The sequence below is a fragment of the Pseudozobellia thermophila genome (assembly GCF_900141855.1).
GTDB lineage: Bacteria > Bacteroidota > Bacteroidia > Flavobacteriales > Flavobacteriaceae > Pseudozobellia > Pseudozobellia thermophila.
The window spans coordinates 24,124-36,675 of record NZ_FQYU01000014.1 but is presented as its reverse complement, the minus strand read 5'-3'; the positions used below and the strand labels follow the sequence as shown (position 1 = coordinate 36,675).

At 48.7% G+C, this 12,552-nt stretch carries 8 protein-coding genes; 3 read left to right on the top strand and 5 right to left on the bottom strand.

Features of this window, described 5'->3' with window-relative positions:
• Nucleotides 1-100 precede the first annotated feature (100 nt).
• Nucleotides 101-2,080 (top strand): S9 family peptidase, encoded by a 1,980-nt coding sequence (locus BUB37_RS19735; RefSeq protein ID WP_072995560.1) that lies wholly within the window; start codon nucleotides 101-103, stop codon nucleotides 2,078-2,080.
• 35 nt (nucleotides 2,081-2,115) lie between these two features.
• The gene (locus BUB37_RS19730) at nucleotides 2,116-3,012 is read left to right on the top strand and encodes a DMT family transporter (protein ID WP_072995559.1); all 897 of its coding nucleotides are present in this window, start codon (nucleotides 2,116-2,118) and stop codon (nucleotides 3,010-3,012) included.
• A gap of 77 nt (nucleotides 3,013-3,089) precedes the next feature.
• Here BUB37_RS19730 and BUB37_RS19725 read toward each other — a convergent pair whose 3' ends face one another.
• Complete coding sequence (locus BUB37_RS19725) at nucleotides 3,090-4,352, bottom strand: FG-GAP repeat domain-containing protein (RefSeq protein WP_094766811.1); 1,263 nt, start codon at nucleotides 4,350-4,352, stop codon at nucleotides 3,090-3,092.
• Nucleotides 4,353-4,657: 305 nt separating this feature from the next.
• Between BUB37_RS19725 and BUB37_RS19720 the strand changes: the two genes are divergently transcribed.
• Nucleotides 4,658-5,599 (top strand): nitrilase family protein, encoded by a 942-nt coding sequence (locus tag BUB37_RS19720; protein WP_072995557.1) that lies wholly within the window; start codon nucleotides 4,658-4,660, stop codon nucleotides 5,597-5,599.
• Between the two features lie 48 nt (nucleotides 5,600-5,647).
• Here BUB37_RS19720 and BUB37_RS19715 read toward each other — a convergent pair whose 3' ends face one another.
• From BUB37_RS19715 to BUB37_RS19700, 4 genes are all read right to left on the bottom strand, one after another.
• Nucleotides 5,648-6,898, bottom strand: a complete 1,251-nt coding sequence (locus tag BUB37_RS19715; RefSeq protein ID WP_094766810.1) for a glycoside hydrolase family 88 protein — start codon at nucleotides 6,896-6,898, stop codon at nucleotides 5,648-5,650.
• Nucleotides 6,899-6,927: 29 nt separating this feature from the next.
• Nucleotides 6,928-8,106 carry an SIS domain-containing protein gene (locus tag BUB37_RS19710; protein ID WP_072995556.1) on the bottom strand — a complete coding sequence of 393 codons (1,179 nt, stop codon included), beginning with the start codon at nucleotides 8,104-8,106 and terminating at the stop codon, nucleotides 6,928-6,930.
• Between the two features lie 371 nt (nucleotides 8,107-8,477).
• Nucleotides 8,478-10,706, bottom strand: a complete 2,229-nt coding sequence (locus tag BUB37_RS19705) for a beta-N-acetylhexosaminidase (protein ID WP_170863200.1) — start codon at nucleotides 10,704-10,706, stop codon at nucleotides 8,478-8,480.
• Nucleotides 10,707-10,993: 287 nt separating this feature from the next.
• Entirely contained in the window at nucleotides 10,994-12,532 is a 1,539-nt protein-coding gene (locus BUB37_RS19700) for a SusD/RagB family nutrient-binding outer membrane lipoprotein (protein ID WP_170863199.1), read from the bottom strand.
• Nucleotides 12,533-12,552 lie beyond the last annotated feature (20 nt).

Here is a 12,552-nt window from a genome sequence, read left to right as displayed (position 1 = left end):
CGAAAAATTTTAAGAACAGTAAACGTGTACATTTGATCGGATCGTTTAATTTAAATACCGCCATACCCCGTTTAGGCCGACCACCTAAAAGTCCACTCCTATGAAACCCGCTACCACAAAATCAAGATTTACCTTGGACGACCTGTGCAAAACCCGGTCAGTGTACGACCCCAAAGTTGCCCCCGATGGCAAAAACGTAGTGTTCGGGGTATTTCAAAGGGATGGCGCCGCAAATACCAATCGCGATACGATCACCCTCTTCAACCTCGACTCGAAAAGCATCAAGTCCATCGCCGAAGGCGGTTCCCACGACTGGTCGCCCGACGGCAGGGAAGTGGCCTTTGAGAACACCGACGGTATGTTGGCCGTTTACGACATGGAAATGGAGAACATTAGGACGCTTTGCAAAATTGAACATTCGGCCCATTTTATCAACCATTGGGTAGACAAGGGCCTTTCGTGGTCGCCCGACGGGAGGCATATTGCATTTGTAAGCAGCGAAAGCGCCCCTGGCGAAACCGACAGCCCCAAGGCCTTTAGGGAAGTCAACAGGATATTGTACAAGACCAAGGGCGGCAGCAACCGCCCCTATTACAACGACAACCGCCTAAGCCATATTTATATCGTGCCCCGTACGGGAGGTACGCCGGAATGCCTTACCCCCTCCCCTTTTAACGAACACTCCATTACCTGGTCGCCCGACGGACAGAAGATCGCCTTTATAAGCAACAGGACCAGCGACCCCGACAACAACCAGCACCATGCATTATGGACGGTGGACATCAAGACCAAAAGCACCCGCCAGCTTACCCAAAACAACGAATCGGTCTTTACGCCCCAATGGTCGCCCGATGGCAGGCACATTGCCTTTTTGGCCACCGTGGGCGCCAAGAACAACAACGACAGCATGGCCGAAAACACCCAGCTTTACCTACTTCCGGCCCATGGGGGCCAACTGCTGTGCCTGACCGGGGAGATGGACAGAAACATCCTTAATTTCAGATGGCACCCCAATAGCGGCTCCCTCTACTTCACCATTGAGGACGAAGGTACTTCCAAACTGTACCGCGTTTCCATTTCAAACAAAGGCAAGACCCCGATCATACCTGCGACCGAAAGCAAAATCGACGGTTTTTCCACCATGGCCCAAGGCGACGACATCATCTATGTCAAATCCTCCCAAAACAACCCTACGGAGCTGTACCTGTACCAGGCCACGACGGGCGAATCGGAACAATTGACCCGTTTCAACCGATTCTTGGCCGAAAAACGCCTTTTGCAAAGCAGTAAAACCTTTTGGTTCAACAGCTTCGACGGCACCAAAATACAGGCCTGGCTTACCAAGCCCGTACATTTTAAGTCGAACACCACCTACCCCCTGATCTTGGTCATACACGGCGGGCCCCACAATATGTTCGGGTATGAATTTGACGAAAAGCTACAGGTTCTTGCCGCTGCCGGCTTCGGAGTGCTACAGATCAACCCCCGGGGCAGCGACGGTTACGGACAGGAATTTAAAAACGGAAACCTCAACGACTGGGGAGGGGGCGATTACGAAGACCTTATGGCCGGACTGAACCTGGCGTTGAAAAACAACAAGTGGATCGATCGGGAAAAATTGGGGGTAACGGGACAGAGCTATGGCGGATACCTGACCAATTGGATCATTACCAAGACCAAGGTGTTCAAGGCCGCCGTTTCGGATGGGGGGATAAGCAACCTTATCAGTTTTTCCGGCACATCGGTGATCCATTCCCTGCTAGAATCGGAGTTTGGGGAATACGCTCCCTTAAATTATGATGCCCTATGGAAATGTTCACCCCTAAGAAATGCATCGGCCGTGCAAACCCCTACCCTCTTCCTACATGGCGAAACGGACAATGAAGTTCCGCTATCGCAGTCGGAAGAGATGTACATGGCCCTAAAAAAGATGGGCGTAGCTACCTCCCTGATCATGTATTGCGGGGAAGGGCACGGGTGGAGGCCCGATTTAAGGCCCAAAAACAGACAAAATGTGTACGAACGGATGATTGAGTGGTTCCATATCCATTTTCAAGGAAAAAGTCCCTCGACCCCATAAAAACACCCATTACAAACCAACTTATTCAATACATCATGAAAACAAGGAATTGGAAATATTTTGTCGTTCTACACGTCATCTTTTTAGGAATCTGGGGGGCCTTGGTAGAGATTCCCGAAAAGAACGGGTTTCCCGCCACCTTTGGGTATATCGTTTGGGCATTGACCATGGTTCCTGCCGCCCTGATCGCCCTGAAAATCAACAATTGGAAATTGGACAACGACAAAAAGTCGATCTTTTTGGGTATGACCGTCGGCCTATTGGGGGCTTCGGGACAATTGGTCCTTTTTATGGTCTTAAAGATCGCACCGGCCTACCTTGTTTTTCCCATACTGTCGTTGACCCCCGTGGTCACCATTTTACTGGCGATCCTGTTTTTAAGGGAACGGACAAAGCTTATAGGATGGCTGGGCATCGCCATTGCCCTAATAGCCATTTTGGCCCTTTCGTACCAACCGGCCGAAAACGGATCCGTTACCGGATACCTATGGATACTGCTTACCGTTATACCCTTGCTCACCTGGGGAACACAAGGGTATGTAATGCGCTTTGCCAACCAATCGATGAAGGCCGAAAGCATCTTTTTTTACATGATGCTATCGTCGATCGTACTGGCCCCGGCAGCCTTATATATGACGGACTTTAGCGAAACCGTAAACTGGGAGAACGACGGACTATTGCTGTCGATCGGTGTTCAATCGCTAAACGCCTTTGGGGTCTTGTTCCTGGTCTACGCCTTCCGCTACGGAAAGGCCATTATAGTAGCTCCGATGACCACGGCACTTTCCCCGGTTTTGACCGTAGTGATCTCATTGGCCATTTACTCCGTCGTGCCCCACCCCATCATCATTGGCGGCATCGTATTGGCCATTATAGCTTCCGTGCTCATGGTCATGGCCGAAATAAAAACGGCCGACGATAACGAACAATAGCCCATTAGCCTCCATGGCGGGAGCTTCCCAAGCGGGGCAAAGTGAAGTCGCCCCGGTAAACCGTGAAAATCCAGTATTTATTTATGTTTGTTTTCCAAATAATCTACGTGCTCGAGCCCCTTGTTTGCATTATCGGGCCATAGGTTCCATACTTTCGATAGGATGTCGAGGTCCCCATCGCCGTCCACGTCCAAGACAAGGGCATCGTGCCCTCCCAATCTTTTGTCGAGTATAACCCGTTCCTCAAACTTCACAACACCATTGCCCCCTATATTTTCCCAAATGTACCATCGGGGCGAAGCCCCTTCGGGCAAGAGGGTTCTATCTTCCTGGTCGCAGGTAAAGATATCCAAGTCGCCATCATCGTCGAAGTCCCCCACAAAAAGGGAATGAAAGGAGCCCCTGATCCCAGTGGCCGTCATCGGTAAAAAATGGGCGGTAAACGTAGGCGAAACCTCCCCATTGTTTTCGAGCCATGCGGCCCTTGAAGCCTGTTGGTCGCAGTCGGTCATAACAATATCGTTATCGCCATCCTGGTCCAAATCAACGATCCAGCTTCTGGCCGAAAGTCCGTAAGGCCCTCTTTTGCCAAAGGGTATCGGATGTTTTTTCCATTCCTTCCCGTCGCCCTTTACATTCTCCATCCATCTATCGGGCAAAACCAAATCCTTGTCGCCGTCGCCATCGAGATCCCCGATTCCATTGGGATAAAACCCGGCGTGGATATGGTCCTTGTCCCTTAGCACGTCCAAGGTAACGACGAACTTCTCCCAATTCGCGGTTTCAGTCGGGTTTTCGGGTATTTCATACCAAAACACGCCTTCCCCTTCCCCTGTCAGCACCATCTCCTCCTTACCGTCCCCATCGATATCGACCATTACGATATCGTGGATATTGGAATCGATGGCCTCGTCAAAAACATAGGGCTCAAACTCCTCTTCCCTTGGACTGTGGGTATTTCTATACCACGTATTTCCGATGATCACATCGCTCCAACCATCGTTATCGACGTCGAAGGTAGCCGCACCCAGATGGCGGATGGCGAGCTCCCCTATTTTATGACTGGCCCAAAGGCTATCGTTGTCCGCGTTTTCAAACCAAAAAAAGCCTTCGGCACAGGATACGGCATAATCGGGGTCGCCATCATTATCGAAGTCCGAACTCACCGAACCCCCGTAGCCCCAATCGGCATTGCCGGGCATGTCGCGGGATATGTAGTGGTGATCGAACATTTCCTCTCCAATAGGTAGGGACTTCGCCTTTTCGACGGGTTGTTGGTTCTTGCATGCGGCCAGGAACAAAGCGGCCATCACCCAAAAGCGGACACTATAAGCTTTCATATATCTTTAGGTTTAATTAATTCGCGTATAAACGGATCGCCCTGCCTTTGCCCGCCATACAAAGGTGGGCGAAAGCAAAGCCCAAAGCCTTCCACTTCCTCAAAAGACAAGCGTTTATTTAGGCAATACCATTTCTATCAAAGATAAAAAGAAATGAAATGAAATTTAAATATTTACGTTATTTTTCTTAATTAGACGAATAAGTGTTATTTTTAATTGCAAAATCATATTATAATTTCCGAGGAAAGCCTTTAAGCACCCAAGGGACAGCTTTGTTCGGAACAGCAAAAAAACCACTATAAGCAATGAAATTAGCCGTAGCCCAATTTGAGCCCAAGGACGGGGACAAAGATTACAACCTTTCCATCATAGAAGAGCTGACCCAAAGGGCGAAAGCCGAGGGGGCCGATGTGATCAGTTTTCACGAAATGTCGGTAACCGCCTACACCTACACCAAAAACCTAAGTCTGGCCGAAATAAAAAACCTGGCCGAGCCCGTACCTTTTGGTGGAAGCACCCAAAGATTGATCGAAATCTCGAAGCAATACGACATCGCCATCCTCGCCGGTCTGGTCGAAATCGACAATGAGGCCCTGTACAATACGTACATCTGTGTACACCAGGGCGAGATGGTAGCCAAATACAGAAAGCTCCACCCCTTTATCAGTCCCTATATGTCGGCAGGCGAGGCATATGTGGTATTTGAGCTCTTAGGTTGGAAATGTGGTATTTTAATATGCTACGACAACAACATTATCGAAAACGTTAGGGCGACCGCATTGTTGGGGGCCGAAGTGATATTCGCGCCCCACGTAACGGGATGCACCCCTTCCCCCATGCCCGGACGCGGCTTTGTGGAAGACCGCTATTGGCAAAACAGGACCAAGGACCCCGTTTCACTGCGACGGGAGTTCAATGGCCCGAAAGGCAGGGGATGGCTCATGCGTTGGTTACCGGCCCGGGCCTATGACAATGGGGTGTACTATGCCTTTACCAACCCCATAGGCTACGATGGCGAACATTTAAAAAACGGAAATTCAATGATTCTTGACCCTTACGGGGAGGTGCTTGCCGAAATACAGGATTTTGACAAGCAAATTGCCACGGCCACCCTTACCAAGGACAAACTTACCTTGGCCGGTGGATACCGTTATAAAAATGCGAGAAGACCGGAATTGTACGGATCCATCATCGGACGGGAGCACAAGTCGACCACGAAACCCGTATGGATCGAGGACAAGGAATAGGCCGATTAGCTGATGGGACAGCCCCGGCTTAAGTTTTAACCGCCTCCACTACCGGTCAAAGGAAACCCCGTGGCATTTTCTTAAAAGGGCTTCCAAGAAATAGTAATCGGCATATACCAAAGGCACATCGAGTTCGGCCCCATGGGGAATGCTACCCACGCTATGGTCGAGTATAAAGTATTCCGTACCCCTGGAGGCCGCCAAATACGTTGGAGACATGAGGGATGCGAGCATCCCATCGGCCGCTTCGGTATAAAAATCCTTCTTTTTATCGGAATAGTGGGCCAATTCGTACAATGCGGAAGCGGTTATTGCAGCCGCGGACACATCCCTGGGAATGGTCCGGTAGGCCGAGGGATCATAATCCCATTCCGGTACATAGTCGGGATCATTGGCATTAAAGTCCCAATAAGGAATTTTATCGTCCGGTAGATTGGGGTGGGTTAAAATGTAGTTCGCTATTTGCTCGGCAAAATCCAGGAATTTTTCATCCTTGGTATAGCGATAGCAAATGATAAAGCCATACAGTCCCCAGGCCTGTCCCCTCGCCCAGGACGATTGATCGGAAAAGCCTTGGTTTGTGCCCCTGTCCAACACCTTTCCGGAAATGGTGTCGTAGTTCACCACGTGAAAACTCGAAAAATCCTCGCGGTAATGGTTCTTCATTGTGGTCAGGGCATGTTGAACGGCAATATTCGAATAGGTGGTATCGCCACTTATTTCCGATGCCTTGAACATCAGCTCCAAGTTCATCATATTATCAATTATCACGGGAAAGAACCATTCCGTCATCCGGTCCCAGGATTTCTTATAATTCCAAGACTTGATACTTTTTACCTTGGGGTCGTACCTGCCCGACAATGTCTTTGCACTTTGGACCATAACCTGCTTATAGTATTCGTTTTCGGCCACCTCCAAGGCATTCCCATAGCTACAATTGATCATAAAGCCGATATCGTGGTCATCGCCATAGTACTGTACACTGTCCAATGCCTCCGTCCATTTGATCGCTTCCTCCTTCCACTTCGGGTCTCCGGTCAGCCTATGGATATACCACAGGTTGCCCGGGAAAAACCCACTGGTCCACCCATAGATTCCCGTATACCTTAAATCCCCATCCGCATTTACGGAACGGGGAATTTGGGTAAGGTCTTTGGAGTCTTCCAGTATTTGCCCGTAGGGCTCCGTTATGAGGGATCGGGTCTTATCATCCAAGCAGGCCCCGCCATCGGAACAAGCGAGACAAATGACGAGCAAGGCCATCGAAAGTGTTGCAACCGCAAATTTGATCTTATCCATTTGTACTAATTTACTTCAAGTGGAACAATTCAATCTTGAATATCATAAATCCTTACCCCCTGTACCACACGCGATATGGTACCGTTGCTGGAGGGCGCATCAGGGGACAGTCCGTAATTCAATGATTTATAGAATCCTATGATTTGGGCGGGGAGCACATAGAGTACCGACAAATAGTCTTCGGGTATGTCCGACAACTCCTTGGGCAACTTGACGACACAATCGCAGTTCAGTCCCTCGACCTGTTCCTCGAATCCGATGGCCATCGAGTGCCCGTAAAAATCACTGTGTATGGTAGCATATACAAAATCGAGTTCATATTGTGCCACGAAGGGATTATTGGATATCAGGTAAAATACGGTAGTGGAATTATTTAAGATCACCCTTGGCCCGTGGCGAAAGCCCAAAAAGGTTTCGGAAGCCCCGATAACCTCGCCGTTGGTAAGCTCTTGCAGCTTTAATTGGGATTCGTGCGCCACGCCATAGAGGAGTGCCGAAGCGAGAAAGACCATACGGTCATCCTTAAAACCCGCTATTTTTTTAAAATCGTCCAAGTAGTTGGCCAGAATATATTCGCCGAGCCTACATACCGTATCAACGATTTTTTCGAGCCGCCCGACCTTTTTAAATTCGGCAATCAACAAGCCTGCGAAGAGCATGGAAGAAAACGAGCTCGTCATTGCCAAGGACTTATCATTGGTCTTTTGGGGCAATACAAAAACATAGGAGCGCCCATTGCCCGAAGCCATCTGGGCCAACTTGCCTTCGGCATTACAGGTAATGGAAAGCTCATAAAGACGGCTACAATATTTTCTGGCCAGGGCGATGGTAGCCTCGCTTTCGGGACTATCGCCCGAACGCGCAAAGGAAATCAAGAGCGTGGGCTTGGACTTGATAAAATAGTTTTTGGGATGGGTAACGATATCGGTCGTACAGACCGCCTTGCAACACACCCCCCACCTCCTCTGAAAAACCCCGGTCAAGGTTTCCCCGAGATAGGCCGAAGTACCCGCACCGGTCAAAATGACCTGTACATGTTCATTTTCCAAAAAACCGGTAAGAAATCGGGATACTTCCCCACATTGCTCTTCGAAAATCGCATAGGTAGCACGCCACATTTCAGGCTGTTGGCAAATTTCCCTTGCCGTATGAATACCACCCTTGGATTTCAAATGTCCTTCAGAAAGCTTTAAGTATTGTTGAGACATAAAATTATATATAATATAAAAATAAAATATTTTCGTATTCTTTCTTTAAAGATATAAAAATCTTTCGATATGTTACCTTTAAAACAAGAAAACACTATTTTTTCTTAGAATAAGGCACTGGTTTTCACCATAGAACCCCAAAAACGGTCGATTCCATCAGTGACTTTATAAAACTAAAAGCAGGTCTTGATCAAGGAATAAGTCTATAATTTAGCGAGACAGGATCAGGTGCAACGAATAGCGATCGGGCGGTCCGCACAAAGCCCTTTGCCCATGCACAAACCGAAAAAAGCACATCCGTGTACGCCCGGCCCCGACGACCACGGTTTTCCCGAACGACCGAAAGTCACGGTCGCTTTAGGGAAGAGCGATCAATCCTCCAAGCGCTCCACGGGGATTCCGTCAATGACCAGGTTGTTCTTTTTTGAATATTTATCAATAAGTTCCCTTAATTGGCCTTTCCATTGCTTCATTTCCATTCTTTCAAAGGGAGCAAACATATACCCAAGGTCTACACGGCGGTCCGCAAAATGGTCTTTTACATCATCCATAACGTGAACGAAATGCTTGCCATCTACACTGCGCCCTTTCTCGAATTGGCTTTTTTCCCATACCCTGGTCAGCTCGCCCCTTACCTTCGTTTCCTCTTCCATTACCTCGTCGACCAATTTATAGGCCTCCACCAGTTGATTAAGGGCCTTCTGCTTTTCGGTGGCCTTAGCGGCCCCGAGCAAATAATCTTCGGCCTTCGCCATTTTCGACACCATATTCATGGCGTAACGCTCCAACCGGGCAATTGACAAAAGCACCTCGATATTGTATCGGTTTCTACCAACGCGACTTAGGCTGTAGAACAAAAGGCTTATCAGGCGGTCATTTTGCGAGATCAACTCGCGAGCCTGGGCTATCTTGTCTTGGTATTTGGTCCCGAACCGCGGTTCGACAAGCAAATTGTCAACCCTCGGAAGCTTCGGCATTTCCAAGGTCAAATCCATAAGGCGATAGGGCTTTATCCCATAGGAACTTCCAAAGGCGGAGTCCCTTTCCATTGAGGGGGTTCTATCCCAAAGTGCCTCATAGAACCTTGCGCCCTTTTCCAGAAGCTTGTACACCTCTGCCATTTCGGGGCGATTATAACCATAGAACACATTGAAGAAGTCGTTGGTACTCTGTTCAAGGGACGGGGCCTCATTGGTCCAACCATACTGGGTAACGGTTGCCCAACCCAACCAAAAGGTTTCATTGTGCAAACCCGCATCGTCCCATGCGGCCGCAAAAGTACCGATCAATTGCGCCCCCTTTTCCCTAACGTCGGGAATGGTTCTAAAAGCATCCTTCAGGCGCCCATCTATCGGTTTATTCCGATACTCCGTAGGAAAATAGTTCGGAAAGAGCAGTTCGGCACCTTGCATAGAGCTATAGGCCAATTGCTCGATTCCGGCTGAATTTTCATTGGCAATCCAAACCTCGTCCCTGTAGGGCCCCATAATGGCATCGATAATGCCCGAAGGCAATTGTTCGATATGCTCGGACAATAGCGGGTATTCTACCCAAGCCAGCATTTTTCGGTTTCGTTTGGCCATCCACTTATGCACCCTGTTGACATAATCGACCCAGGCTTGGCTGCGGTTGGTCTCATTGTATTCAAACTTGCATTTTCCGCAACTCCCCGCATAATAGACCTCATCGGTCGAGACAAAAAAGTAATCTACCCCCGGGGTGGCATCGATCATATCCTGGTACATGTCAAAAATCAAATCCATGGCCTCTTCATCGCACATACAGGCATGGTAGTTGCTTCTCGGATCCGCCTTTAAATGCTCAAACTCTTTGTGCTTTAGCACGAAGGCCATGTGCGAGGGAGCCTGGACCACGGGAATCAATTGAATATACCGGGCCAATGCATAGGAAGTAATTTCCTGCATTTCACTTTTGGTAAATGCCCCCGGGGCTCCGATTACCGGATGGCTCGGATATTCGTATTTGTCCTCAATTTCAAAGGCCACGGCGTTCACCTTAAAATAAGCGGCCCAATCGAGGTATCGCTTTAGGGTTTCCATCCGGTCTTGGTGGTGTTTGGTATCCCAATGAATCACGCGAAGCTCCAAATCCGGCCAATCGGAAATAAGCCCTTCCGGAACGACGAGGTCGCCGTTTTCCCTGGGGCGCAGCAACTGAAGTAGCGATTGCACCCCATAAAACAGTCCCTGCTCAGAGGAGCTGCTCACAACAATAAGATCGGGCCGTATTTCCAAGCGATAGGCCTGCTCTTCTTGTTTCGCACTTATTTTTTTCAGCAAAGGGGAAGCAACCAGTTTCAGGACTATTTTTCCCTTTCCATTTCCCTTAAAAGCAAGATCGTAAAATTCAAGGGCTCCCGAAGTAAGTCTTTTAAACGCCATTCCATCGGCCATAGCCGAGCGAACCCCCCAACTTTCATCTACCACGATATCCCTTTCCTTAAGGGAAATCTCTTGGGGCGCAGGAATAATACTGTAGCCCCTCGTCGCCAAATCGTTTGCAAAGGCAAGGGTAGAGGAAAGAATAAAACCGAGGACAAGAAGCCCGAATACCGTGGACGGGACCTTAAAATACCCCATATCCCGTTTTTGGGGAAAGCTTCGTTCCAACATTTGAAATAAATTTCTATAATACATATTCATCATTACTAAGATACCATTTAAATGATCTAAATCGCGGTTTGCCCCCGTACAACAAGCCCTTTGCCCTAGCATCCCGGTACCGTTTTCCATAAAAACCGGAAGACCCAAGACTTAAGGTCGACACCTTGCGATCAATTTCGTTAATAGCCCTTCCCCAAAAGTTTTTTGTCTTTTTAAGGGAAGGGCAGCTAAACTAACAACTTACTCCAACAATTGCTTTTATATTATGGTTCGGGGACCAGGATTTCACCAGGATGCTCATAGGGTACGTTGGGATTGGCATCCCACCACACCTTGGTGGTCATCAAATCGCCACCGATCCTTGTCGAAACCTCTTGATAATTGACACTGTTTACATTCGCCTCGGAGACGGGGTAGTTGATTCTTCTAGGAATCTGCCCATCGGTTTCCCCCACCATGGAGCCGATCAATATTTTGGGGTAACCCGTTCTTCTCCATTCGGACCAGGCCTCCAGTTCATTGGGAAACAACGCAATGTTCTTTTGGTTCATGATCATCTCCAATTTCGCTTCCTCGTCAGCCACCACATCCAAGGAATTCGAACTTAGGAAGCTTGCGATTTCCGCCTCGTCTATTCCGTATCGCTCCATATCGGCCCTAACTCCCCTTTCATACCATACATCGGCTTCCAAACTACCCAGATCAAGCATAAGCTTGGCCTCGGCAAGGGCAAAACAGACTTCGCTGTAATACAGAACCGGCATTTCGATTACAGGTTCGCGATAGTACAGGCCTATCTGCGACAAGTCGCTCGTAGGGTAGGCATCGCGTTCCAATCCTTCAAGTCCAAGCGGCCTTCCCCGGTATTCCAACAAATTGCTGTCCCCTACACTGTCGGCCACCATGACCGAATTGGGGGTCGGGGTCACCAAGATGGTCAACCTTGGATCGTCTTGGTCGTTCAACAGGTCGACGATCGTTTGCCCCATATGTTCGGGCAGGATACCGCTATTGGAAATCAATCGATTGTAAACCGGGTTCTGGTTGCTGTCAAAATCATCGCTCGAAGGGACAAATGCATTTTCTTCGTTACTTTCGATCAGGTCCATATTGACAAGTTCGGAAATATGTTCGCGCGCCAAGGCCTCATCGACATAACGCACCCTAAGGGCTATTCTCAACCTAAGGGAATTTGCAAAACGCATCCATTTTTCATTATCGCTTTGGTACATCATATCCGAGTCGCCAAAGCTTCCTTGCTGGGTTTCGGAGAGCACCGAAGACAATTCCTTCAACTCGTCAAGCATCGATCCGTATATACTTTCCTGGGTATCGTACATGGGTTGGGTAATAACCTCCGATGACGCCTTAACGGCCTCTGAATACGGTATATCGCCATAGAGATCGGTCAAACGATGAAAAATATAGACCCTCATTACCCGGGCGATCGCATTTTGCCCCTGCATTTCGGCATCGCCATCGGTCAAACGTATGATCTCGGAAATATTCAAAAGGTTTCTGTATCCCTTTGCAAATTCATCCGAAAAGAAGCCGCCATCGAAGGGCCTGTTTCCGCCCGAAGAAGCATAGCCGGCATAATTGGCAAGGGTTCCTATGGGGTTGGAGCCGTTAATGATCATTTCTTGCTGCACCCTTGTCAGCAATAGGCCCACATCGAGCTGCTCTTCGGAGAGCAGGGCAGGGTTCGTATTGAGTTCCTGAAAATCGTCGGTACAGGCGTAGACCAAGGAAACGGCCGCGACCAAGGCCAAGAGGTATTTAGATATTTTATAAGGTTTCATAGTTCTTTCCAATTTTAATC

Coding starts and splice junctions, on each gene's coding strand:
- BUB37_RS19710 (WP_072995556.1), bottom strand. CDS start 8,106: ATGTCTCAACAATACTTAAAGCTTTCTGAAGGACATTTGAAATCCAAG.
- BUB37_RS19730 (WP_072995559.1), top strand. CDS start 2,116: ATGAAAACAAGGAATTGGAAATATTTTGTCGTTCTACACGTCATCTTT.
- BUB37_RS19725 (WP_094766811.1), bottom strand. CDS start 4,352: ATGAAAGCTTATAGTGTCCGCTTTTGGGTGATGGCCGCTTTGTTCCTG.
- BUB37_RS19735 (WP_072995560.1), top strand. CDS start 101: ATGAAACCCGCTACCACAAAATCAAGATTTACCTTGGACGACCTGTGC.
- BUB37_RS19715 (WP_094766810.1), bottom strand. CDS start 6,898: ATGGATAAGATCAAATTTGCGGTTGCAACACTTTCGATGGCCTTGCTC.
- BUB37_RS19720 (WP_072995557.1), top strand. CDS start 4,658: ATGAAATTAGCCGTAGCCCAATTTGAGCCCAAGGACGGGGACAAAGAT.
- BUB37_RS19705 (WP_170863200.1), bottom strand. CDS start 10,706: ATGGGGTATTTTAAGGTCCCGTCCACGGTATTCGGGCTTCTTGTCCTC.
- BUB37_RS19700 (WP_170863199.1), bottom strand. CDS start 12,532: ATGAAACCTTATAAAATATCTAAATACCTCTTGGCCTTGGTCGCGGCC.